We start from the raw sequence: 22,628 nt of genomic DNA on the forward strand, positions 1-22,628 counted from the left end.
ATCCGTTTCATGGTGGGTTCGTGTGGGAGAACACCTCGCGAGCTCACGCTCTCGGCGAGGCGGGGTGACTGGGTCAGACCGTCGCCCGGGACGTGAGGGCGGTCCGGGCGCTGCTCTTCGCAGTGGCCTTGAGCGCGGTCATCAGCCCCACCTCCCTTTCATCCTCAATCCGAAACGACACGAACCCTTGAAATGTACCACATTGCCGGGAAAACACCCGTGGATTTCATGGGTGTCCCACGTTGCTAGCCGGTCGGCGACGGTGGGGAAGCGGCCGGGGCGAGGGGAGCGCGAACCGTCGGGCGGGTGCGGCTGAGGTAGCGCTCGGCGGCATGCACCGCCTCGCGCGCGGTGCGCTCGCCCATGAGCACGCAGAGCGTGTACGCGGTGTCCTCGAAGCGTCGGCGCAGGGCGGGCTCATGGGGCTGTGCCAGGACCGCGCGTTCATGCGCCCGGTAGTGCGAGAGCAGCCGTGCGAGGGTCTGCTTGTCGGGCAGCAGCATCATGTCCTCCTGCACATGGGCGGGCCCCGGCCCACCCATCCTGACCGGGTCCGGGGACCTGCGCGAGCCGTATTGCTGCGCTCCGTGACGACCCGCGCCAACGGGGCCGGGCGGAGGGACTCCGCCCGGCCCCACAGCGCCGGGAACCGCGTTATTTGCGGAACGCGTCCTTGGTCTTCTCCTTGGCCTGGCGGAGATCGCCCTTCGCCTTCTCGGCGCGCCCCTCGGCGGCCTTGCTCTCGTTGCCCACCGCGCGGGCCGCGGTCTCCTTGGCCTTTCCCTTGGCCTGCTCGACCTTCGCCTTGGCCTTCTCGTTCTTCGCGGTCACGGTAATCACACCCTGATCTTTTCGAATTCGGTGGTCACGTCCGAGTCTGACCGTTCAGTGGATCCGCAAACGTCTCTCTCGTATCCGCCGGGAATCCCTCCGGGTAGCGCGTTCACCACCGGTACCAGCGGCTTCGGCGCCCACCACCCGCGGCCGGACGCGCGACGAAACCCACGAGCCACAGGACCAGGACGACAAGCGCGACCCACCACAGAACCTGGAGCGCGAAACCGGCGCCGAAGAGAAGCAGCGCGAGCAGGAGAACGACAAGAAGGGGAACCATGCTATGCACCTCCACAAAAGCGGGTTCCCCTGCCGGGCCGCGTCATGCACGGCGAATTCCGGACAGGGGTCGGGTGATTGCCGGTAACGGAGATCCGTTCATGGTTTTCCACCCCTGGACCCACGGGCATCGGCCGTCGCCGCGTCCGTGACGTCCAGGAACACCTGGTCGGCGTCGGGCCAGATGTTGGCCACCGATTCCTTGATGCGCTCGCAGACCAGCTCGACCCGCTCGCTCTCCAGGCCCGGCGCCAGGTCGATACGGGCCGCGACCAGCGCGGAGTCGGTGCCGAGCCGCATGGTGAGCAGGGCCTCCACGCTGTCGATCTCCGGCTGCGCGTCCAGCAGCGCCCGGATGCGGTCGCGTGTCTCGGGGTCGACCGCCTCCCCGATGAGCTGGTCGCGGGCGTCCTTGCCGAGCCGGTACGCCACGTATCCGAGCAGTGCGCCGATGGCCAGCGAGGCCGAGCCTTCCCAGACCACCTGACCGGTTGTCATGTGCAGCGCCATCCCGGCCATGGCGAGGGTGACGCCGAGCACGGCCGTCCCGTCCTCCGCGACCACCGTGCGCAGCGCGGGATCGCGCCCGATGCCGCCGCCCGGCTGGCCGCGCACCTGGTGCAGGGCCCGCAGCAGCGACGCGCCCTCGGCGAGGAGGGCGACCGCGAGCACGGCGAGCCCCGCGATGTACCCGGAGTGCGACTCGTCCGCGCCCGAGCGCAGGGCCTCGATGCCCTGGAAGACGGAGAAGCAGCCGCCCATCACGAAGATGCCCACGGCCGCGAGCAGGGACCAGAAGAAGCGTTCCTTGCCGTAGCCGAAGGGGTGGTGGCGGTCCGGCGGACGGCGGCTGCGGCGCAGTGCGGCCAGCAGGAAGACCTCGTTGACGCTGTCCGCGACGGAGTGGGCCGCCTCGGAGAGCAGCGCCGGGGAGCCGGCGACGACCCCGCCGATCGCCTTCGCCACGGCGATGAGCAGATTCGCGCCGAGCGCGACGAGGACGGTGAGCCGGGTGCCGGAGTCCTTGCCCCCGGTCCGCCCCGGCGCCTTGCCGTTCCTGTTCCCGCTCACGGTCCGCGCTCCCCGTCAGGGCGACCAGCGGCTTCCACGGGCAGCAGCGGGCCCAGCGGTCCGAGGTCGATGTTGAGGTCCTCCGGGCGCAGCCCGAACTTCGCCCTCAGCTCGCCCATCCGGTCCTCCAGGAGCATCAAGGTGAGCCCGATCCGCTCCTCCTGCTCGCCGGTGAGCTCACCGGTCTCCACCCGGCGCAGGGCCTGACGTTCCATCAGCTGGCGGAGCAGCTCCACCACGGTCAGGACCAGTCGGGCGAGATCGCGCTCCACCGTGTCGGCGTCGAGCTCCACGCGCCGCCGCCCGCTCATGAGCCCTCCCAGAAGCGGTCGTACGAGCTGGTCGGCAGCGCGGGCCCCTCGCTCTCGTACGCGTTCTCGAACGGCGAATGGACCTCCGCGCTCACCGAGCTGACCAGCGCGTTGAGATCGATCCGGACCAGGTCCACGTCCGCGATGCGCAGGGTGAGGTCGCCGGCGAGGACCACGCCTCCCGCGAGGAGCCGGTCGAGCAGATCGACCAGGGCCACCTGCCGCTCGGCGTGGGTGCCGTCAACGGCTGCCGTCGGGGCCATCGGCTCCTCCTCCGTCCGCGTCCACGCCGCCCGCGAAGGAGTACGGCGCCCACGGCCCGGTCACCTCGACGCGCACCCCCGCGACCCGCGATCCGTGCCGCTCGGCGAGGGCGACGAACTCCGCGCTGCGCTCGCGCGGCACCAGATAGGCGGCGTTGAGCACGTTCTCGCCCGCCTGCCCCGAGATCCGCGCGCTCTGCGGCCGGTGCAGCCGCTCCGCCTCGGCGTGCCCGGACAGCGTCCGGCGCAGACTGCGGGAGAGGGCGCCCGCCTGCCGCCAGGTGTCCTCACGGGCCTGGCGCTGGCCCAGCCTGCGGCGCAGATACTCCCGCCCGCTCGCGGGCTTCGCCCGCGGCGCGGGCTCGGGCGCCGAGGCTTCCGCGTACACCTTGACGCCCCACTCGACCCGCCCGTCCAGCCGCTCCAGGGCCGGTACGAAACGGGCGCGCCCGGAGTCGAGCAGTCGGCGCACCCCGCCCGTGCCCCGGCACACCGTGGCGAGCCGCAGCGGAATCGCGCAGGTCACCGAGGACAGCGCGGCCACCACCGCCTGATGGGCGCGGGCGGTGGCGGCGAGCCAGTCCAGGTCCTCCAGATGGGCGCGGAGCGGGGCGGCGTCGAACTCCCCTGCGGGCACCGGGCTCGCCGCCGCGCACAGCCCCCGGTGGACGATCAGCCTCGGCGGCCCGCCGTCCAGGCCGCGCACGCCGTCGGGCGGCGCCCCCTCGAAGGGCCGCACGACCGCGTAGACGTACCACAGCGCCTCATTCATCGCGTACCACCTCCGCGTGCGCGTCCCGGGAGTCGTCGTGGCGGCTTTCCAGTTCGGCGATGCGGGCCTGCAACTGCTCGTTCTCCCGGGAGAGTTCACGGCGGCGGGCGGCGCCGGAGAGCGCGGGGTCGTCCTCCCACCAGTCGATGCCCATTTCCTTCGCCTTGTCCAGGGAGGCGACGATGAGGCGGAGTTTGATGGTGAGGAGTTCGATGTCGAGGAGATTGATGCGAATGTCCCCGGCGATGACGATTCCCTTGTCGAGGACGCGTTCGAGGATGTCGGCGAGATTCGCGCTGCCGCCGTCCGACGCATACGGATCGGAGAGCCGTCCCGGGACCGTCATCAGCGCCTCCGCGAACCGGACTTGGCGTACCGGCGACCGGATTCTTGGGGCTCTTCCGGCGCGTCCTCTTCAGCCTCTTCCCATTCGTCGCCATATTCGACGGCGTCGTCGGTGTTCTCGGTGCCCTCGGGAATTTCCTCGTCCCCCTCCGGCTCCTCCTCGTACTCGCCCTCGAACGGCTCCTCGTCCCCGTGGGCCTCGTCGTAGGCGTCCTCGTCGCGCGTCTTCTCCTCCTGCGCCAGCGCGTCCTCGTGGCTCAGGACGACCTCGCCGTCGCGGATCTCGCCGCGCCAGCCGTCCGGGGCCTCGCCGCGCAGGGCGATGTGCCGGGCGAAGTTCTTCAGGTCGAGCCGGGCCCGGCGGCCCTGGGCGCGCCAGAGGTTGCCGGTCCGCTCGAACAGGCCCTTCGGGTAGTACTCGACGACCAGCAGCACCCGGGTGAGGGAGTCGCCCAGCGGGTGGAAGGTCACCACGCCCTTGGTGGTGCCCTTGGCACCCTCCGAAGTCCACGCGATGCGTGCGTCGGGGACCTGCTCGGTGGTGTGCGCCTTCCAGCTGCGGCTGGACCAGAAGACCTTCAGCTTCCAGTCGGAGCTGGTGTCGTCGGCGCTGTTCGCGCTGCGGACACCCTTGGTGAAGTGGGAGAACTCCTGGTACTGGGTCCACTGGTCGTACGCCTCGCGAACCGGTACGCCCACGTCGACCGACTCCATGATGACCGTCGGTTTGCGGCCGCCGCCCTTGCCGGGCTTCTTGCCGCCGAGGTTCCTGAACGCGTCGGTGACGTTCTCCTTGAGGTGGCCGGCGCCGAGTTCCAGGGCGGTACGGAGCGGCCCCTTGCCCTCGGTGAGTTTGCGGCCGCCTTTCAGCGCCAGCGCGGAGAAACCGGGGCTGCGCCCCTCGGCGATGTCGTTCAACTTCACCGTGGACTCGCCGAGTTTGCGCCCGATGCCGGTCAGCGCCCGCTCCAGCTGGGCGAGCGCGAGGGCCTGTAGCTCGGACTTGAGGCGGTCGGTGACGGCGCTGTCGACCAGCCCGGTCGCCTGTTTCGCCCCCGTCTGTTTCGTCTCAGTCACGGGACCGGCCCCCCTTCGCCTCGGCCCGCTCCGAGGAGCGGCTCCCGGCGCCGGGGGCCCGGCGCGCGGCGGCGGCCTTCTTCGCGGTGACGGCACGGCGTACCGGCTCGGACTTCTTCGCCGACTCCGCCTTCTTCGCGGGCGCGGACCGCTTCGCCCGGTCGGCCGTCTTCTTGACGGGTTCGGTGGTCTTCTCGGCCGCCTCCGCCCGGCCCTCGGGAACCACTCCGGAGATGCGGTCCTGCACATCGAGGGTGCGGTCGTGCAGCCGGTCCGCGATGCCTTCGAGCTGCCGGTTGACCAGGGCGCCGGTGGCCGCCCTGCCCACCCCGCGCAGGTCCTCGCGCAGTTGGTCGCCGATCTCCTTGAACTGCGGGTTGCTCTCCAACTGCCCGGCCGCGAACTCCGCGAGCGCCCCGGGGCTGAGCTTGAGGCGCTTGCCGAGCACCATGGTGCCGATGCCGAACGCGAGCTTGGCCTTCTTGGTGCGACCGAGCACATAGCCCGCGCCTACCGCGAGCCCTATTGCCAGCCGGTTGTTCATCGTGACGGATTCCTGTTCTCCAGCCGTTCGAGGAGCTCGTCCTCGCGGCGGTCGAACTCGGCCTCGTCGATCTCGCCCGCCATCAACCGCTGTTCCAGCACGGCGAGTTCGTTGCGGATGGCCGAGGGGTCGTGGTACTGCTGCTCCGCCTGCGCTACCACCTGCTCCAGCACCCAGAAGGTGCCGCGCACAGGGGCCGCGGGGAGCAGCAGCAGTTCCTTGAGCAGTCCCACGGGGAGCCTCCCGTCGGGTCGGGCGCGTCAGTCCGTGAAGCTGTACGGAGGCAGTGGACCGTGCACCTGGACGACGAGGTGCGGTGCCTCCTTGCGCAGTGTCTCCACGGACGCCACGAACTCGTCGGCGCGCTCGCGCGCCACCAGGAACGAGAGGTTGGCCAGCCAGCCGGTGGACTGCGGCCCGGGCCGCTCCTCCTCGGCGGCGCGCTCCAGGGCCCGCTGGATCAGCACCGCGTCCCGCGCCTCGCGCTGCTGCACCGCGACGGCGATCCGCTCGCCCAGGCGCAGCTTCTGCTCGTAGGTGCCGCCGCCCGCCTGCCGGTTGGCCTCGCTCAGGGCGCGCAACTCGGGGCTTTCCGCGAGCACTTGGTGCAGCACGGCCTCTTCGTCGTGGGCGGCCTTGATGTTGTACTCGACCTTGCCCTCAAGGGCTTCGAGGCGCTCCAGATACCGCTCGCCGTGCTCGGCCAGCGCGGCCTTCACGGCGTCGTCGTCGGGCGAGACACCGCCGAACCGCATCGGCAGCACCGCGCCGCCCGCGCCCGCCTCGGCGAGCACGCTCTGATGCGCCAGCAGATCGCGCCGCTTGGGCCGCAGGTCCTCGGGCGCGTCGCTGACCAGCGCCACCAGCTCGCCCTGGACGACCGTCCGCACCGGGCGCGGCGGATCGCCGACGCCGCCCATCTCCTCGGGCAGGTGCGCGTGCGTGCGGTGCGCGATCCCGTAGATGTACGTGGTCATTCCTGCTCCTCCTTCCGGCGCGCGGCGGTGCGCCGGGTGCGCGGGCGCTGCTCGGGTTCGGCTTCGTCGCGGGCCTGCTGGAAGGCGTCGGAGATGGTCTGGGCGGCGCCCGAGAGCGCGCCCTTGGACTTGCCGCGCGCACCGGACTCGGTGATCTCCCCGACCAGGTCGGGCAGTCCGGGGCTCTTGCGCGGACCGGCCTCCAGGTCGAGCCGGTTGCACGCCTCCGCGAAGCGCAGATAGGTGTCGACGCTCGCGACGACCACCCGTACGTCGATCTTGAGGATCTCGATGCCGACGAGGGAGACGCGCACGAACGCGTCGATCACGAGCCCCCGGTCGAGCACCAGCTCCAGGACGTCGTAGAGACCACTGGTCCCGCCGCTGCCTCCTTGTTGTGCCGGGACAACCGTCATGGTGTCCGGCCCTCCTTGTCTGTGATGTCGTAGGTTGAAGTCGTCGTCCTACGGGGTGCGGTCGGCCCGTCCCCGCTCGTACCGGCGCAGCCGCCGGTAGCCGGTCAGCTCGCCGTGCCGGTCCAGCTCGACCTCGTACGAGGCGAGCAGGCTCATGGTGTCGGGGACCCGGGCGAGCTCCAGGACCTCGATGCGCAGGACCCAGCCGTCCTCGCCGCGTTCGAAGGACGAGACCGACTCCGCCGTCATTCCGGTGAGTTCGGCGAGCTGGGCCCGGGCGCCGCGCAGTACGTCCATGGGGCCGGGCAGCTCCTCCCGGGAGTGGCGTTTGCCGCCGGACGTGTTCTCTGATGTGTTCGCCATGTCACCTCGCGTCTGAGGCTTTCCGGGTAGCCCCGCGCGGGCGGGGCAAACCCGCTCGATCAGCTCGTGACGACCCGCTCGTACAGCACCCGGACCGTCGCCGTGATGGACGCCGCGTCGATGGCGGCCTCGGCCAGTTGCTCCTCGGGGGTCGCGGAGCCGGGCATGTTCTCGACGGCGAGCCTGACCAGGCGGGGCATCGGGCGGCCGTCGGCGAAGCACTCGGCGACCGCGTCGCCGAGGCCGCCCTGGGAGCGGTGGTCCTCGACGGTGACCAGACACCCCGTCAGCGCCGCCGCCTCCTGGAGCACCCGCTCGTCGACCGGCTTGACCGAGTACAGGTCGACGACCCGCACCGGGATGCCGCTCTCCTCCAGCGCGTCCGCCGCGACCAGCGCCTCGTGGACGGTGACGCCCGCCGCGACCAGGGTCACCTTGTCGTGCGGCGAGGACCGCAGCACCTTGGAGCCGCCGACCGGGAACTCCTCGTCGGGCCCGTAGAGCACCGGGGTGTCGCCCCGGGTGGTGCGCAGATAGCGGATGCCCTCGCCGTCCGCCGTCGCCGCGACGAGCCTGGCCGTCTGGTTGGCGTCGCAGGGGTAGAGCACCGTACTGCCGTGCACCGCCCGGAACATCGCCAGGTCCTCCAGACCCATCTGCGACGGCCCGTCCTGCCCGATGGCGACGCCCGCGTGCGAGCCCGCCACGACGAGCGAGGCCCGGCTGATCGCGGCCATCCGCAGGAAGTCGTGGGCGCGGGTCAGGAACGCGGCGAACGTGGCGGCGTACGGCGTCCAGCCCCGGGCCGCCAGGCCCACGGCGGCCGCCAGCATCTGCTGTTCGGCGATGTAGCACTCGAAGTACCGCTCGGGGTGCTCCTTCGCGAAGAGCTCCGCCTTCGTCGAGTCGCCCACCTCGCCGTCGAGCACCACCACGTCGCCGCGCGCCGTGCCGAGGGCGGCGAGCGCCTGCCCGTAGGCGGTACGGGTGGCGACCTTCTCGCCCACTTCGTAGCGGGGCAGCGCAAGACGGCCGGAGGGCGCGGCCTCGGGCGTGCGGGCGGCGGGGGGCGCGGTCACGTCGACGCGGACGAAGCGGGGGCCGCCGAGCTCGGTGACGGCCGCCTCGGCGTCCGGCAGCGGCTTGCCGTGCATCCCCTCGCGGTCCTCCACGGAGGCGACGCCCTTGCCCTTCACCGTGCCCGCGAGGATCGCGGTGGGCCGGCGCGCGGTGGCCGCCGCCTCCCGGTACGCCGCGTCGACCGCCTCGACGTCATGGCCGTCGACCTCGACGGTGTGCCAGTCGAAGGCGCGGAACCTGCGCGCGTACGCGGCCAGGTCGCGCTGGTGGCGGGTCGGGCCGCGCTGGCCCAGCCGGTTGACGTCGACGATCAGCGTGAGGTTGTCCAGGTGCTGGTCCCCGGCGTGCTCGGCCGCCTCCCAGATCGAGCCCTCCGCGAGCTCGCTGTCGCCGCACAGCACCCAGACGCGGTACGGGAGGTGGTCGAGGTGCTTGCCCGCCAAGGCCATGCCCACCCCGACCGGCAGCCCCTGGCCGAGCGAGCCGGTGGCCACGTCCACCCACGGCAGCCGTGGGGTGGGATGCCCCTCCAGACGGCTTCCCTGCCGCCGGAAGGTCAGCAGCTCCTCGTCGTCGACGACCCCGGCCGCGCGGTACATCGCGTACAGCAGCGGCGAGGCGTGCCCCTTGGAGAGGATCAGCCGGTCGTTGGCGGGGTGCTCGGGCCGTTCGAAGTCGTACCGCAGATGCCCGGCCAGGAGCACGGCGGCCAGGTCGGCCGCGGACATCGAGGACGTCGGGTGGCCGGACCCGGCGGCGTCGGCGGCGCGGACCGCGTCGACCCTCAACTGCTGTCCCAGCTCGGTCAGTTCGGTGCGGTCGGGGGTGCGGGCGCTCTTCATGGTCTCAGTCCTTTCGGGTCGTGGGTGCGGGGCCGCCCGGGACGCGGGCCTGCTCCGGGGTCGCCGTGTCCAGCGGCACCGACCAGGACCGCACGAGGCCCAGCTGGACGCCCTGGCGGGGGAGCACGGCGTCGAGCAGCCAGTCGGCGGCCACGCGCACCCGGTTGCCGGGCATGGCGGCGAGGTGGTAGCCGCGGGTGACGGCGCCGGCGAGGGGGCCCGAGAGCGGCACGCCCAGCGGGTTGGCCGCGGCCTGCACCCCGCCGAGGTCCACGACGAACCCCAAGTCATGGTGTTTGTACGGCTGCTGGGTGCCGAAGCCGAGCGAGGCGGCCACGTTGAGCGCGGCCGTCCTGCCCTGCCGGGAGGCGTGCTGCGCGGTCATCGGGGTGAACTCGCCGGGCCGGGTGAGGTCGGGCACGGCCGCCGCGTCGCCGCAGGCGAACACCTCGGGGCGGCCCGGCACGTTCAGCCGCGGCTCCACGAGCAGCCGTCCGCGCTCCACGGACAGACCGAGCTCCGAGACCAGCGGATCAGGGCGCACGCCCACGCACCAGATCAGGGTGCGGGTCGGGACGAACTCGCCGTCGTCCAGGTGCACCCCGTCGTCGGTCGCCTCCTTCACCGACGTGCGGGTGCGCACGTCGACACCCCGGCGGCGCAGCACCCGGTCGGCCGTGACGGACAGCCTGCGGTCGAGTTCGGGCAGCAGCCGGTCGGCGATGTCGAGCAGGATCCAGCGCGCCGGTTCGCGCCGGTCGAGGGCGTCGGTGAACAGCTTGCCGTGCGCGGCCACCTCGGTGCCGGTGTAGCCGCCGCCGACCACCACGAAGGTGCGCCGCGCGGCCCGCTCCCGAGGGGTGTCGGTGCCCTGCGCGGCCAGCTCCATCTGCCGGGTGACGTGGTCGCGCAGATACAGCGCCTCGGGCATCCCCCGGAAGCCGTGCGCGTGCTCGGTGACCCCGGGCACCGGAAGCAGCTTGTTGACGCTGCCGACGGCGAGCACCAGCCGGTCGTACGCCAGCTCGCCCGGCACCCCCTCCGGCCCCGTGTAGGACACCGTCGAGGCGTCCAGATCGACCCGCCCGGCCTCACCGAGCACGAGCCGCACCCCGGGCAGCGTCCCGGTGAGCGAGACGGTGACCCGGCGCGGCTCCAGGATCCCGGCGGAGACCTGGGGGAGCAGGGGGAGGTAGAGGAAGTAGTCCGTGGGGTTGAGCAGGGTGATCCGGGCGCGGCCGCGCATCCGGCGCGCTAGGGTGCGGGCGGCCTCGTACCCGGCGAACCCGGCGCCTACGACGACGATGCGGGGGCGGTCCGGAGTAGGGGTGGTCACGTTCGGCTCCCGTTGGCTGGGGGCGGGCGGACAGGGTTCCCGCGTGCCCTTGGCGGGCGGGGCCAAACACGGGCCGGGGCGCCGGCGGGTGTGCGCGGCCGTGTCGGACGACACCGGCCGTGACCGTCCCGGCGCGATCACGCGGATAGGCTGTCCGGGTGTCCACGCGCCAGCAGCTCATCCTCGAAACCGCGACCCGCCTCATCGCCCGACGCGGAGTGCGCGGTCTGCGGGTCGAGGAACTGGCGGCGGAGGCTTCGGTGTCGACCGGGCTCATCTACTACCACTTCGGCGACCGCGCGGGCCTGATGCGCCGCACCCTGGAGTTCATCAACGAGCGCGCCGAGCGCTATACGGAACCGTCCGCGAGCCCCCGCACCGACCCCCGGCGCCACCTGGAGGAGATGCTGCTCCTCGAACTGCAGGACGACCCGATGGTGGTGGAGAACAGCACCGCGTGGGGGGAGTTCCAGGCGAGCGCCAGGTTCGACGCCGAGCTGCGCGAGCAACTGCGCGAGTCCACGGCCCGCTGGGTCGAGTACGCGGCCGACCTCATCCGGCGGGCCCAGGACGCGGGCACGGTCCGGGACGAGGTGGTCGCCGCCGACGCGGCCGAGCGGATCACCGCGCTGGTGGAGGGCCTGAGCGAGCGCTGGCTGACGGGCACGCTGACGCTGGAGCGCGCGCGGGGCCTGCTGCGGGACGCACTGGTCCTGGAGCTGGGCCCCGAGGCACGCGGGTAGAGCCCGTCCCCAGCTCGCCCCGCCCGGCCCCGCAAAAGGTCCACTTTCAGCAAAAATATCCACCTGTTTCGCCAGAAAGCGCACCCGGCACGCCCGCTCTCTTCATTCTTGACTGAATTTTCAGTCAGTGAGACAGTGCGGACATGGCACAGCCCTCGAAGACCCCCTTCACCCGTCGCGCCGCACTGCGCACCCTGGCCGCGACCGGCGCGGTCGCTCTCGGCGCCACGGCGTGCTCCCCGGAGGACGCGATGTCGCAGACCGCCTCGTCCCCGTCGCCGTCCGGCCGGGCATCGGGCCCCGCCGGAAGCCGCCGCCTGGGCGCCGAGTGGGAGAGCCATGCGCGTACGTTCATGTGCTGGCCCGCCTCGACCGGCGTCTGGGGCGGACAACTGTCCGCGGTCCGCAAGGACATCGCGGCGCTCGCGCGTGCCGTCGGCGCCTATGAACCCGTGGTCCTGCTGGCCCGCCCCGCGCAGGTGCGGGCGGCGCAGCAGGCCTGCGGGGAGGACGTCGAGGTCGTACCGATCCCGGTGGACGACCTGTGGGCCAGGGACACGGTCCCGGTGTTCGTCGAGGACGGCGGGCAGGTGCGCGGCGTCGACCTCAACTTCAGCGGCTGGGGCAACAAGCAGCGGCACGCCGACGACGCCGGGGTCGCCCGTGCGGTGCTCGCCAAGTACGGCATCCCGCGCGAGCGGACGTGGCTGGTGGCCGAGGGCGGCTCGTTCGAGACCGACGGCGCGGGCACGCTGATGGTCACCGAGAGCTCGGTGGTCAACGACAACCGCAACCGGGGCAAGTCCCGCCAGCAGATCGAGGACGAGCTCAAGCGCGTGTTCGGTGTGGCGAAGGTGATCTGGTTCACCGGTGTGCGCGGCGAGGACATCACCGACGCGCACGTCGACTCGCTGGCCCGTTTCGTCGCGCCCGGAGTCGTCCTCCTGGACCGGGCGTTCCCGGGCGAGCCCGCGGACTCCTGGTCCCGCTCGGCCGACCAGGCCAGACGGGTCCTCAAGGACACCCCCGACGCGCGCGGCAAGAAGATCCAGGTCGTCGACCTGCCGCAGCCCGACCCCGACCGCATCACGGGCACCGACCCCGAGATGCTCACCTCGTACGTCAACTTCTACGTCGCCAACGGGGCCGTGTTCGTCCCGGCGTTCGGCGACGCCAAGGCCGACGACCGCGCCAAGGGGATCCTGCGCGACCACTTCCCCGGCCGGGAGGTCGTCGGCGTGAAGATCGACGCCGTCGCCTCCGGCGGGGGCGGCATCCACTGCTCGACCCACGACCAGCCGGGCAAGCCCACGGAGTGAGGCGCGGGCACCCGTTCCGGTGACGGGGCGGCCCGCAGGGAACCCCGGCACCGGATCTTCCGTCTGCCCGGGTACGAATGCCGGTTCGCGGGTGGGAGGGTGCGGTGGAACGGGGGAGCGGGGCGACCCGTCGTACCGTGCTGGCGGGCCTGGCGCTGGGCGTTCCGCTCGCGCTGAGCGGGTGCGGCCCGAAGGGCCATGCCTCCACGTCGGCTTCCGTCTCCGGGGCCGACACCACCATCATGATCATCCGGCACGGTGAGAAGCCCGGCGGGGGCGAGCGGGGCCGGGACGAGAGCGGTCAGCGGGACAAGAAGTCGCTGACCGCACGCGGCTGGCAGCGCGCGAAGGCCCTGCCCGGGCTGTTCGTCGCGGCCTCCGGACGGCCCGCCCCGCCGCTGCCCCGGCCCGCCACGCTCTTCGCGGCGGCGGACACGGGGCCGCACGCCGGTGCGCACCGGATGCGCCAGACCGTCGCGCCCCTGGCCGAGGCGCTGCACGAGCGCGTGGACGTGTCGATCGCGGAGGGCCAGGAGAGCGCGCTGGCCGCCGCCGCGCTGGCGGCCCCGGCGCCGGTCCTGATCTGCTGGGAGCACTCCAGGATCCCGGACATCGTCCGGGCGCTGGGCGCCGCGGACTCCGGGGCGCCGCAGGCGTGGCCCGAACGGTTCGACCTCGTCTGGGTGTTCACGCGGCGGGCGGGCAAGTGGTCGTTCCGGGCGGTGGCGCAGGGGCTGCTGGCGGGCGACGCCTGAGCCCGCTCAGAACTCGGAGTTGGCGAACCAGCGGTCCAGCAGCTCCGCGTCCCCGCTCGTCCCCACCGATCCGGCCGAGCGGTCGAGGCGGCCGTAGACGAGCAGCAGGAGGTCGGCGGCCGTTCCCCGGACGGTCGCGTCGGCGGCCGTGCCGGCGCCGTCCGCGACGACGCCGAAGCCGTCGGGGCGCAGCTGTACGAGCCATTCGGCGTCCGTGTCGGCGCACGCGAAGCGGAGGTGCTGGACGCCCCCGGCGCCGCGCAAATTGGCGACCTTGGGCGCGAAGAACGTGGCGAAGGGGAGGTTGACCAGGAACTCGTCGACGCCGTCCCGGGCGAGCGCCTGGTCGATCTCGGAGTCCAGGCCGAGGGCCCGCTCCGCGTCGACGCGGTGCACCAGGGTCTCGAACAGCATCCGGCGCACCCAGAAGCGGGCGTGGCCGTCCGCGCCCCAGACCCACATCGGCGCGTCGAGGTCGGTGCCGGCGAACACCTGCTCCGCCTCGGCCGCGCCCGCCGCCAGCCAGTCGGCGTAGCTGTCCTCCCGCTCCGGCAGCCGCAGGTCCACGTCACGGCTCTTGGGCCGCTCCTGGACGCGGGCGCGCAGCAGCGCCGTGAACATGCGCTGGGCGCCGCCGGTGTGCTTGACCAGGTCGACGAGGGTCCAGCCCGGGCAGGTGGGCACGGCGAGCGTCGGATCGGCGCCCTTGACCAGGCCCGCGAACCGGCGCTCTCGGTGGCGACGGCCGTCCGGTGGTCGAGCGGTTCGGCGGTGTGCATGGTGGGGCGCCTCCTGGCGGGCCGGTTCTTCGTCAGTGGCAGCGTGTCACAGCCGCTCCGGCCGCAGGCAGGCGGGCAGGGCCGGGGCCGCCCTCACTCCGTGGCGGCACTCGCGAGCACCGCGTCGACCACCTCGTTGTCGCCGGGCTCGGGCGACTCGGTGACGCCGAGCAGGAAGGCCGAGCGGTCGCCGCCGCGCGTGACGATGGTCAGGCGCATCCGGCCCGCCCTGCCGCTGTCGTCCCGCACGTCCAGCGCCACCGTGTACGCGGGGTGGCCGCTCACCGTCGTGGCCCTGGACTCCTCCACCGTCGACCTGCCGTCCGGGTAGAAGAACTCCGCGTTGGACCGCGCCGCCGTCTCCGTCCGCCGCTTCAGGTCCGGCTCCTCGATGCCCCTGCCCCGCCCGGCGAGCACGGCGGCGCCGCCCCGGCCGCCGGAGTCCTTCGTGGTGATCGAGGAGGTGAAGGCCTGGATCAGGTCCTTGCCGTCGTTGCTCTTCCAGCCCTCGGGTATCGCGTACGAGAGCCCGGCCGAGTCGTCCGTCACGCGCGGCCGCCCGGCCAGCGGCGAGTCGTCCTCGTCCCGGTTCAGCCACCACACCGACGCCCCGGCGACGAGCACCAGGACCAGCGCCGCGACGGCGCCGACGATCCAGGCGCGCCGAGTACGCGGGCGTCGGGGCTGGTGGGGCGGTACGGGCGGAAGGGGCGAGGGGCTGACGGCGGGCGGTGTTGTCATGACCCCAGCTTCCGGGGCGAGGCCGGGCGCGACCTGAGCGGTCGTACTCAGTCCCGTACTCACAGGTACTCATCTCCCCTCACCCGGTCATCCGTGGGCACACCAGTTCCCTCCGCCCGTTTCGGCCCGCCGGCACCAGGGGAAGTAACCCCGCCATGACCACACTTGGCGCCGTCTTCCGCCCGCAGAACGCCCCCGAACGCCTCCGCTCCGTCGCCCTCGCCGCCGACTCCGCCGGTCTGGAACAGCTCTGGCTGTGGGAGGACTGCTTCCTGGAGAGCGGCATCGCCAGCGCGGCGGCCGCCCTCGCGTGGACCGAGCGGCTGCACGTGGGCGTCGGGCTGCTGCCGGTGCCGCTGCGCAATGTGGCGCTGACCGCGATGGAGAGCGCGACGCTGCACCGGCTCTTCCCCGGCCGCGTCACGCTGGCCGTGGGGCACGGGGTGCAGGACTGGATGGAGCAGGTCGGGGCGCGGGCCGGGTCGCCGCTGACGCTGCTGCGGGAGCATCTCGGCGCGCTGCGCGGCCTGTTGGGCGGGGAGAGCGTCACCGTCGACGGACGCTATGTGCGGCTCGACGGGGTCGCCCTGGACTATCCGCCGCACGGGTCCGCCCCGGTGCTGTCGGGCGCGACCGGCCCGCGCACCCTGCGCCTGTCCGGCGAGGCGTCCGACGGCACCGTCCTGGTGGCGGGCACCGGCCCGGACGGGGTGCGCCGGGCCCGTACGCTCGTCGACGAGGGCCGGGCCGCGGCCGCCCGCACCGACCACCACCCGCTGGTCGCCTATCTGCTCGCCGCCACCGGGCCGGACGCCGCCGAACGCGTACGTGCGGAGCTCGCGACCAAGAAGGGCGGGGACGCGTTCGGTGTGGCCGGGGACGCCGCCGCCGTCGCGGAGGCGGTGCGGCGGCTCGCCGAGGCCGGGGCGGACAGCGTGATCCTCGAACCCACCCCCGACGAACCGGACACCGAGGCGTTCGTCCGCTTCACCGCCGAGGAGGTCCGCCCGCTGGTGCTCAGCTGACGGTCGACGGCGCGAGGGCGAACCCGGAGCCCTCGCGCCGGACCTCGACCAGACCGGCCCCGGCGAAGTGCGCCGGGACCACCAACTCCCGCTCGGTGGCGGCCCGTTCGAGGATGCGGCGGCGGCTGTCGGCGGCCTGTTCCGCGTCGAGGCAGAAGCCGCTGTTGCAGGACGGGTCGAGGATCTGCACCGGGCTGTGCAGCAGGTCCCCCACGAAGACCGCCCGGTCGGTCCCGGACGTGAGTCGCAGGACCGACGAGCCGGGGGTGTGGCCGGGTGCGGATTCCAGGGTGAGGTGTTCGTCGATGCGGTACGAGCCGTCCCACAGCACGGACTGCCCGGCCCGGTGGATCGGCGCCACACTGTCCTCGTGGAGCAGCCGGTCGTCCCGGCGGGCGCCCTTCGCGTACGCGTTGTCCGGTCCGTAGTGGAAGTCGTCGGCGGCCGGGAGCAGATAGCGGGCGTTGGGGAACGTGGGCACCCACTCCCCGTCGGCGTCCCTGGTGTTCCAGCCGACGTGGTCGCTGTGGATGTGCGTGTTGACGACGACGTCCACGTCCTCCGGGCGCACCCCGGCCCGCGCCAGCGCGCCGAGGAAGTCGCCCTGCCAGTGGTGGAAGAGCGGCGAGTCCGGCCGCTCGCGCCCGTTGCCCACCCCGGTGTCGACCAGGACGGTCCGGCCGCCGCTGCGCAGCACCCACGTCTGGAGCGCGAGCACCGCCGTGTCGCTCTCCGGCTCCCAGTGGTCGGGCGCCAGCCACTTCCTCGTTGTCCTTCCACACCTCGGCGCCGACCTCCGGGACGAGGCTCCGAGCGGGCACGAACGGCCCCTGCCACTCCACGACCCGGGCGACCTCGACGTCCCCCAGGACGATGCGCTGTTCGCTCTCCTTGTTCATGTCTGCGACCGTACGGGGGAGTGGATGAGCTTCTCAATGCCCGTTCGGCTCATATCGATACGCGTGCGTCTCACCGTCGGCCCAGGAGATACGCTGCCGGGGTGGACGTGGTGAGCGATGCGATCTCGGCCGTACGGATCGGGCGGCCCTCCTCCGACCGGGTGCGGGCGAGCGGGAGCTGGTGCACCCGCCTCGCCCCGTACGACGGAGCCGGTTTCCACATCGTCCTGGAGGGCTCCTGCTGGCTGCTGCCCGACGGCGGCGCCCCCGTCGCGCTCGGCGTGGGCGACGCGGTGCTGCTGCCGCACGGCGCCGGGCATGTGCTCGCGGACTCCGCCGTCGACGCGGAGGCGGTGGCGCGGGCGCTGCCGTTCGAGGACTGGTCCGGCGACGGGTATCCCACGGTCGCCGGTTCGGACGAGGCGCAGGGGCAGCTCCACGTGCTCTGCGGCAAGTACCGGCTCGACCACAGCCGCGTCCACCCGCTCATGGCGGAGCTGCCGCAGGTCGTCCATCTGCCGCACCGGGTGGGCCGCCACCCCGAACTCCGCGCCGCCATCGACCTGCTGGGCGTCGAACTCGGCGACCGGCGCCCCGGCGCGGGCATCGCGGTCCCCAGCCTGCTCGACCTCCTGCTCGTCTATATGATCCGGGCCTGGATGAGCGAGAGCACGGCCGGAGCGTGGTCGGCCGCGCTGGGCGACCCGGTGGTGGCTGCCGCGCTGCGCGCGCTGCACGCGGACCCGGCCGCCCCGTGGAGCAACGACCGGCTGGCCACCGAGGCCGGTGTCTCCCGCCCCACCCTGGCCCGCCGGTTCACCGCGCTGGTGGGCCGCCCGCCGATGGCGTACCTCACCTGGTGGCGGCTGACCCGCGCCGCGCACCTGCTGCGCGACACCACCGACCCGCTGGCCGCCATCGCCGCCCGGATCGGCTACGGCACCCCGTACGCCTTCTCCCACGCCTTCACCAGGGAGTTCGGCACCACCCCCGGCCGCTACCGGGAAGGGCATCAAGGAGATCGCGCCCCCGAACCGGCCTAGCCGGGAGAACATGAGGGCGTGCCGATACGCAGACCCACATCACCGCAGCCCGCCCCGGTCGACGACCCCCTCCTGGAGCAGGCCCTCTCCGACCTCGACTGGTACGCGCGGACCCGCGACCGGGCCCGGCGGTGGCACTGGACCACCGAGCTCGGCGCGCTGCTCACCGGCGCCGCCACCGTCGTCGCGGCGGGCACCCAGGCGCCTCCCGCGGCCACCGCCACGCTGGCCGGACTCACCGTCTTCATCGGCGGGTTCCGGCAGGTGTTCAACCACGCCGAGCGGCATGTGCTCTCCGCGGAGGCCTGGTCCAGGCTGCGGCTGGCGATCCGCCGCTACCGGCTGATCCCGGAGGAGGAGCGGGACGAGACGGTCCGCCGGCGGCTCCAGGAGGAGATCGAGGACGTGGCGACCACCGAGGTGCAGAACTGGGCGGCGGGCCGCCGCGGACTGCGGCCGGGGCCGGTGGCGGGCGGTCAGCTGCCGCAGTGACACCCCGGGATCTGTTTCCATAGGGGCTGGTCATCGGCGTTGTCTGCGAGGAGTTGGCCCTGAACACCTGGGGTGCGGAGGTTGTGTCGGCCGGGCTGCTGCTGGCCGTGCTGGTGTGTGCGGTGGTACGCCCGTGGGGCTGGCCCGAGGCGGTGGTGGCGGTCCCGGCGGCGGGTGCGGTCGTCGCCTGCGGGGCGATCTCCCTGGACCACGCGCAGGCCGAGGCCGCCCGGCTGGGGCCGGTGATCGGCTTTCTGGCGGCGGTCCTCGTGCTCGCCCAGCTCTGCGACGACGAGGGGTTGTTCCAGGCCTGCGGGGCCTGGATGGCCCGCACCGCCGCCGGCAAACCGCGCCGCCTGCTGGCCCAGGTGTTCGCGGTCGCCTCGGCCGTCACGGCGGTGCTCAGCCTGGACGCCACGGTGGTGCTGCTCACCCCGGTGGTGTTCGCCACCGCCGCCCGGCTCGGCGCGCGGTCCAAACCCCACGTCTACGCCTGCACCCATCTGTCCAACACGGCGTCGCTGCTGCTGCCCGTCTCCAACCTCACCAACCTGCTCGCGTTCGCGGCCAGCGGGCTGAGCTTCACCCGGTTCGCCGCGCTCATGACCTTGCCGTGGCTGGCGGCCATCGGGGTCGAGTACGCGGTCCTGCGACGGTTCTTCGCCACCGACCTCGACGCCGGGGCGTCGGCCCCGTCCCGCGCCGAGCCGCCCGAACTGCCGCTGTTCGCCCTGCTGACCGTGGCGGGCACGCTGGCCGGGTTCGTGCTCACCTCGGCGGTCGGGATCGACCCGGCCTGGGCGGCGGCGGCCGGTGCGCTCGTGCTGGCGACCCGCGCGCTGGTGCGGCGCCGCACCACACCCGCCGCCCTGGTCGGCGCCGCGGCGCTGCCGTTCCTCGCCTTCGTGCTCGCCCTGGGCATCGTGGTCCGCGCGGTGGTCGACAACGGCCTCGCCTCGGGCCTGGCCCATCTGGTCCCCGACGGCACCGGTCTGCCCGCGCTGCTCGGCGTGGCCGCGCTGGCCGCCGTACTGGCCAACGTCATCAACAACCTGCCCGCCGTACTGGTCCTGCTGCCGCTGACCGCGCCGACCGGCCCGGGCGCCGTGCTCGCGGTGCTGCTCGGCGTCAACATCGGGCCCAACCTCACCTACGCCGGGTCACTGGCGACCCTGCTGTGGCGGCGCATCGTGCGGGAGCACGACAGCGACGTGGACCTGCGAGAGTTCACCCGGCTCGGTCTTCTCGTCGTGCCCCTCGCCCTGGCGCTCGCCGTGCTGGCACTGTGGGGGTCGCTGCACGTGCTCGGAGGCTGATGCACCATGACCGTCGTCGTCTGGATCACCGAAGGTTCCTGGCCCGCGTGCGTCGACGCGGCCCGCGCCCACACGGCGGACGGCGCCGACATCGTGCTCCTCCACGTCACCGGCCACGACGTGCCGGCGGTGGCCCACGGCGCCTACGCCGGGTTGCTCGGCCGCGGCCACCCCGAACGCGACCCCGGCACCCGCCTGGAACACCTGGCCGACCTCTCCGCCCAGGACCTGCTGCGCGCCGCCGCCGAACGCCTCGGCCGCCCGTGCCGGAGCCTGGAGCGCACCGGGCGCACGGAACGGGAGGTCGTGGCCGTCGCCGAGGGCGCCGACCTGCTGGTCTTCGCCCGCGACGGCGACCGCTCCCGGCTGGGCCCCAAGAGCCTGGGCCCCGCCTCCCGTTTCGTCCTGGACCACGCCCCCTGCCCCGTCCTCCTGGTCTGGCCCGAACCGGCCCCGGGGGTCGCCACACTGCCCCCGGAGCCACCGGACCGGCTCAGCTGACCTGCCACTGCTGGTACGTCGAGCCGCTGGCCGTCTGCTGGGTGACCAGGGCGCCGTCGGTGGCGGACGCGGTGGTCAGCAGGAGCGCGCTGTTCTTGTTGGCGACCGAGTAGCGGCCCGCGCCCAGCCCGGTGAACTGCCAGCGCTGACTGTCGCGGCCCGTGCAGGTCGCCTGGACGACGGCGGCGCCCGCGGTGGTGGCGCTCCCGGCCACGTCCGCGCAGAGCTTGGAGGCGCCGTTCACCATGGTGTAGCTGCCGTCGCCGTTGAGGGCCAGCTGCCACTGCTGGTTGGGCCCGCCGTGCGGGGTCCAGGTGATCAGCTGGGTGCCGGACGTGCCGGAGCTCGCCGGGTCGTCGAGCGCCTTGCCGCCCGCGGTGAGGGTCCGGGTGCCGCTCAACTGGCCGCCGTACGCCTCGAACTCGTACAGCGAGTACCCGTACGAGGTGCCGCGCTGGGTGGCGTACAGACGGAGGTAGCGCCCGGAGCCGGAGAGCCCGGTGAGGTCCTGGACGCCGCCGGTGCCGCTGGTGGTGGAGTAGAGCGTGCGCCAGGTCGTCGCGTCGTCGGAGAGCTGGATCTGGAAGGCCTTGCCGTACGCGGCCTCCCAGCGCAGCACCACGCGGTTGACGTTCTGCGCGGAGCCGAGGTCGACCTGGAGCCACTGCGGGTCGCTGTAGGCGCTGGACCAGCGGGTGGCGCCGTCGCCGTCGGTGGCCGAGGCGGCCGGGAAGTTGACGGTTTCGGTGCTGGAGGCGGTGGTGGGGCGGTTGCGGGCGAGGTTGCCTGGCTGGGAGAGACCCGGCCAGGCGGGGTTGTGGCCGACGGCCGCGACGATCGGGGTGAACGCGGCGTAACTGCTCGCCGGCTTCGGGGACCCCCAGGTCTGCTGGGCGAGGCCGCGCAGCGGGTACATGATGCCGGCCGCGATCTGGTCCTCGGTCTCCGCGTTGGGGTTGTCGCACCACACGTGGATCAGCGAGCCGGGGTTCCTGGCCGGGTCGGTGAGGGTGTTGTTGCCCTGGAACAGATCCGGGGTCCACGTCTCGTACATCCACTTGGTGTCGGGTTTGGCGCCCCCGAGGACGTAATAGGTGGGTGTCCAGGACTCGTTGGCCACGGTGTGCCCGGCCGCCGCCAGTTGCTGCGGGGTGAGGCCGTAGTTGTACCAGTACTCGACGAGGATGTCCGCGTTCGGGGTGACGGTGCCGTCGCCGGACTTGATGCCGTCGTTCCACATCCGGGTGGTCTTCCCGGCCGCCCGCACCAGCGCGTCGGCCCAGTTGACGTACCCGTAGTAGGTGTCCTTGGCGGTGGCGTCGGCGCCGTAGTGGGCGCGGGCGTAGCTGAGCAGCTGGGGGTAGCTGTTGTAGTCGGTGACGTACTCGTCCGCGCCGATGTGCCAGTAGCGGGCCGGGAAGAGCGGCAGGTACTCGTTGACCAGGTCCTTGATCAGGGTGTACGTGCCGGGCAGCGAGAGGTCGATGAACTCGGCGCTGGCCGTGCCGGAGCTGTTCTTGAGCTTGAGCTCGGGGTGGGCGGCCAGGACCGCGTTCATGTGCCCGGGGGTGTCGATCTCCGGGACGATGGTGACGTGGTACTTCTGCCCGAGCGCCACCAGGTCGGCGATGTCCTGCTTGGTGTAGTGGTCGGTGGAGACGATCTCCGGGTGGGTGGAGCTTTCGAGCCGGAAGCCGTACGTGTCCGACAGGTGGAAGTGGAAGTAGTTGAGCTTGAGGTAGGCCAGCTCCTTGATGTGCTGGCGGACCCAGGCGACGGTGAAGAACTTCCGGCCCTGGTCGATCATGAGGCCGCGCTCGGGTTTGGTGGGCCAGTCCACGGCCGTCCCGGCGGGCACCGAGGGGGACTGGTGGAGCAGTTGGAGGAGGGTGCGGGTGCCGTAGAAGGCGCCGGTGTCGGTGGCCGCCTGGATGGTGACGGCCTGGCCGACGGTCATCTTGTAGCCCTCGGCGGGCAGCGTGCCGTCGCCGAGGGTGAGCCCGATGTCGCCGGTGGCGGGCGTCCCGGTGACGACGGCCACCGTCCGCCCGGTCTGCGCGGCGAGGTCGTCCGCCAACGTGGCGGCTTCGTCGGAGAGTTGGGCGGTGTAGGCGGGGTCGACGGCGATCCGGCTGGTGGCGGTGAAGGCGTACGTGCCGGAGCCTGCCGTCCACTGCCGTAGTGCCGGAACGGTCTGCGGGGGCCCGGCGGCCGCCTGGGCGGGCGTGGCGGCGACGCCGGGCAGGGCGAGCGCGGCCAGCGCGCAGACCGCGGCGATCAGGAATCTGAGCAGTCGCATGGCGTATCCCTGGTCAAGGAAGGGGGCAGGGGGCGTGCGAGGTGAGTGGCGCCAGTGCAGCGTAGTGCCGCGTCCATGTCAAGAGATGCTCGAAACTCCGCCGTATCGCGCGCGATCGAGCAGGGAGCGGGCTTCCGCGGCGCTGTCCGCGCACGAAAACCCAAGAAGCGACGACGAAAACACATGTACTCCCGGCCGCCACCGGC

Annotated in this window: 27 protein-coding genes and 1 pseudogene; 8 read left to right on the top strand and 20 right to left on the bottom strand. The window is 72.8% G+C overall.

Going from position 1 to position 22,628, the window contains the following annotated elements; translation table 11 throughout:
• Nucleotides 1-245: 245 nt before the first annotated feature.
• From IE252_RS11305 to IE252_RS11380, 16 genes are all read right to left on the bottom strand, one after another.
• Nucleotides 246-503 (bottom strand): DUF5133 domain-containing protein, encoded by a 258-nt coding sequence (locus tag IE252_RS11305; RefSeq protein ID WP_190089425.1) that lies wholly within the window; start codon nucleotides 501-503, stop codon nucleotides 246-248.
• A 151-nt stretch (nucleotides 504-654) separates the two neighbouring features.
• Nucleotides 655-831 (bottom strand): CsbD family protein, encoded by a 177-nt coding sequence (locus tag IE252_RS11310; RefSeq protein ID WP_373298542.1) that lies wholly within the window; start codon nucleotides 829-831, stop codon nucleotides 655-657.
• 112 nt (nucleotides 832-943) lie between these two features.
• Nucleotides 944-1,114: a hydrophobic protein gene (locus tag IE252_RS11315; protein WP_190089222.1), complete on the bottom strand. Its 171-nt coding sequence runs from the start codon at nucleotides 1,112-1,114 to the stop codon at nucleotides 944-946.
• 98 nt (nucleotides 1,115-1,212) lie between these two features.
• Nucleotides 1,213-2,184 (bottom strand): cation diffusion facilitator family transporter, encoded by a 972-nt coding sequence (locus IE252_RS11320; RefSeq protein WP_190089223.1) that lies wholly within the window; start codon nucleotides 2,182-2,184, stop codon nucleotides 1,213-1,215.
• A complete protein-coding gene (locus IE252_RS11325; protein WP_190089224.1) occupies nucleotides 2,181-2,495 on the bottom strand; it encodes a gas vesicle protein K in 315 nt (104 codons plus the stop codon). Before IE252_RS11325 ends, IE252_RS11320 begins: the two co-directional genes overlap by 4 nt.
• Nucleotides 2,492-2,758: a gas vesicle protein gene (locus tag IE252_RS11330; RefSeq protein WP_190089225.1), complete on the bottom strand. Its 267-nt coding sequence runs from the start codon at nucleotides 2,756-2,758 to the stop codon at nucleotides 2,492-2,494. The genes IE252_RS11325 and IE252_RS11330 overlap by 4 nt, the downstream gene beginning before the upstream one ends.
• Nucleotides 2,736-3,530, bottom strand: a complete 795-nt coding sequence (locus tag IE252_RS11335) for a GvpL/GvpF family gas vesicle protein (protein WP_190089226.1) — start codon at nucleotides 3,528-3,530, stop codon at nucleotides 2,736-2,738. The genes IE252_RS11330 and IE252_RS11335 overlap by 23 nt, the downstream gene beginning before the upstream one ends.
• Nucleotides 3,523-3,876: a gas vesicle protein gene (locus tag IE252_RS11340; protein WP_190089227.1), complete on the bottom strand. Its 354-nt coding sequence runs from the start codon at nucleotides 3,874-3,876 to the stop codon at nucleotides 3,523-3,525. The genes IE252_RS11335 and IE252_RS11340 overlap by 8 nt, the downstream gene beginning before the upstream one ends.
• Nucleotides 3,876-4,952, bottom strand: coding sequence for an SRPBCC family protein (locus tag IE252_RS11345; protein WP_190089228.1), 1,077 nt, complete (start codon nucleotides 4,950-4,952; stop codon nucleotides 3,876-3,878). Before IE252_RS11345 ends, IE252_RS11340 begins: the two co-directional genes overlap by 1 nt.
• Nucleotides 4,945-5,496, bottom strand: coding sequence for a DNA primase (locus IE252_RS11350; protein WP_190089229.1), 552 nt, complete (start codon nucleotides 5,494-5,496; stop codon nucleotides 4,945-4,947). The genes IE252_RS11345 and IE252_RS11350 overlap by 8 nt, the downstream gene beginning before the upstream one ends.
• Nucleotides 5,493-5,729 carry a gas vesicle protein GvpG gene (locus IE252_RS11355; RefSeq protein ID WP_190089230.1) on the bottom strand — a complete coding sequence of 79 codons (237 nt, stop codon included), beginning with the start codon at nucleotides 5,727-5,729 and terminating at the stop codon, nucleotides 5,493-5,495. Before IE252_RS11355 ends, IE252_RS11350 begins: the two co-directional genes overlap by 4 nt.
• A 27-nt stretch (nucleotides 5,730-5,756) precedes the next feature.
• Entirely contained in the window at nucleotides 5,757-6,473 is a 717-nt protein-coding gene (locus IE252_RS11360; protein ID WP_190089231.1) for a GvpL/GvpF family gas vesicle protein, read from the bottom strand.
• The gene (locus tag IE252_RS11365; protein ID WP_101386609.1) at nucleotides 6,470-6,889 is read right to left on the bottom strand and encodes a gas vesicle structural protein GvpA; all 420 of its coding nucleotides are present in this window, start codon (nucleotides 6,887-6,889) and stop codon (nucleotides 6,470-6,472) included. Before IE252_RS11365 ends, IE252_RS11360 begins: the two co-directional genes overlap by 4 nt.
• Nucleotides 6,890-6,937: 48 nt before the next feature.
• Entirely contained in the window at nucleotides 6,938-7,252 is a 315-nt protein-coding gene (locus IE252_RS11370; RefSeq protein ID WP_190089232.1) for a gas vesicle protein GvpO, read from the bottom strand.
• A 59-nt stretch (nucleotides 7,253-7,311) separates the two neighbouring features.
• On the bottom strand, nucleotides 7,312-9,174 hold the full coding sequence (locus IE252_RS11375; RefSeq protein WP_190089233.1) for a transketolase: 1,863 nt from the start codon (nucleotides 9,172-9,174) through the stop codon (nucleotides 7,312-7,314).
• A 4-nt stretch (nucleotides 9,175-9,178) separates the two neighbouring features.
• Nucleotides 9,179-10,510 carry an NAD(P)/FAD-dependent oxidoreductase gene (locus tag IE252_RS11380; protein WP_190089234.1) on the bottom strand — a complete coding sequence of 444 codons (1,332 nt, stop codon included), beginning with the start codon at nucleotides 10,508-10,510 and terminating at the stop codon, nucleotides 9,179-9,181.
• Between the two features lie 158 nt (nucleotides 10,511-10,668).
• Between IE252_RS11380 and IE252_RS11385 the strand changes: the two genes are divergently transcribed.
• The 3 genes from IE252_RS11385 (at nucleotide 10,669) to IE252_RS11395 (ending at nucleotide 13,327) form a co-directional block, all read left to right on the top strand.
• Nucleotides 10,669-11,253: a TetR/AcrR family transcriptional regulator gene (locus IE252_RS11385; protein ID WP_190089235.1), complete on the top strand. Its 585-nt coding sequence runs from the start codon at nucleotides 10,669-10,671 to the stop codon at nucleotides 11,251-11,253.
• 143 nt (nucleotides 11,254-11,396) lie between these two features.
• Nucleotides 11,397-12,572 carry an agmatine deiminase family protein gene (locus IE252_RS11390; protein WP_190089236.1) on the top strand — a complete coding sequence of 392 codons (1,176 nt, stop codon included), beginning with the start codon at nucleotides 11,397-11,399 and terminating at the stop codon, nucleotides 12,570-12,572.
• 104 nt (nucleotides 12,573-12,676) lie between these two features.
• Nucleotides 12,677-13,327, top strand: coding sequence for a hypothetical protein (locus IE252_RS11395; RefSeq protein WP_229848213.1), 651 nt, complete (start codon nucleotides 12,677-12,679; stop codon nucleotides 13,325-13,327).
• A gap of 6 nt (nucleotides 13,328-13,333) precedes the next feature.
• Here the strand turns inward: IE252_RS11395 and IE252_RS11400 are convergent, their stop codons facing one another.
• Together IE252_RS11400 and IE252_RS11405 are read right to left on the bottom strand one after the other, a co-directional pair.
• The gene (locus IE252_RS11400) at nucleotides 13,334-14,011 is read right to left on the bottom strand and encodes a maleylpyruvate isomerase family mycothiol-dependent enzyme (protein ID WP_229848215.1); all 678 of its coding nucleotides are present in this window, start codon (nucleotides 14,009-14,011) and stop codon (nucleotides 13,334-13,336) included.
• A gap of 188 nt (nucleotides 14,012-14,199) precedes the next feature.
• On the bottom strand, nucleotides 14,200-14,847 hold the full coding sequence (locus tag IE252_RS11405; RefSeq protein WP_190089237.1) for a hypothetical protein: 648 nt from the start codon (nucleotides 14,845-14,847) through the stop codon (nucleotides 14,200-14,202).
• 155 nt (nucleotides 14,848-15,002) lie between these two features.
• On the opposite strand from IE252_RS11405, the gene IE252_RS11410 reads away from it, so the two are divergent.
• Nucleotides 15,003-15,872, top strand: coding sequence for an LLM class flavin-dependent oxidoreductase (locus tag IE252_RS11410; protein ID WP_190089238.1), 870 nt, complete (start codon nucleotides 15,003-15,005; stop codon nucleotides 15,870-15,872).
• On the opposite strand, the pseudogene IE252_RS11415 reads toward IE252_RS11410, so the two are convergent.
• Nucleotides 15,865-16,771: pseudogene (locus IE252_RS11415) on the bottom strand (MBL fold metallo-hydrolase). The gene IE252_RS11410 and the pseudogene IE252_RS11415 overlap by 8 nt on opposite strands.
• A 101-nt stretch (nucleotides 16,772-16,872) precedes the next feature.
• On the opposite strand from IE252_RS11415, the gene IE252_RS11420 reads away from it, so the two are divergent.
• From IE252_RS11420 to IE252_RS11435, 4 genes are read left to right on the top strand one after another with little or no spacing between them, the layout of a single operon-like run.
• Nucleotides 16,873-17,814: an AraC family transcriptional regulator gene (locus tag IE252_RS11420; RefSeq protein WP_190089239.1), complete on the top strand. Its 942-nt coding sequence runs from the start codon at nucleotides 16,873-16,875 to the stop codon at nucleotides 17,812-17,814.
• 18 nt (nucleotides 17,815-17,832) lie between these two features.
• Entirely contained in the window at nucleotides 17,833-18,306 is a 474-nt protein-coding gene (locus IE252_RS11425) for an SLATT domain-containing protein (RefSeq protein WP_229848217.1), read from the top strand.
• 59 nt (nucleotides 18,307-18,365) lie between these two features.
• Entirely contained in the window at nucleotides 18,366-19,622 is a 1,257-nt protein-coding gene (locus tag IE252_RS11430; RefSeq protein ID WP_190089428.1) for an SLC13 family permease, read from the top strand.
• Between the two features lie 6 nt (nucleotides 19,623-19,628).
• Nucleotides 19,629-20,123, top strand: coding sequence for a universal stress protein (locus tag IE252_RS11435; protein ID WP_190089240.1), 495 nt, complete (start codon nucleotides 19,629-19,631; stop codon nucleotides 20,121-20,123).
• Here the strand turns inward: IE252_RS11435 and IE252_RS11440 are convergent.
• Nucleotides 20,116-22,422 carry a family 20 glycosylhydrolase gene (locus tag IE252_RS11440; protein WP_190089241.1) on the bottom strand — a complete coding sequence of 769 codons (2,307 nt, stop codon included), beginning with the start codon at nucleotides 22,420-22,422 and terminating at the stop codon, nucleotides 20,116-20,118. The genes IE252_RS11435 and IE252_RS11440 overlap by 8 nt on opposite strands.
• Nucleotides 22,423-22,628 lie beyond the last annotated feature (206 nt).

The sequence above is a fragment of the Streptomyces melanogenes genome (assembly GCF_014649795.1).
In the GTDB taxonomy this organism is placed as follows: domain Bacteria; phylum Actinomycetota; class Actinomycetes; order Streptomycetales; family Streptomycetaceae; genus Streptomyces; species Streptomyces noboritoensis.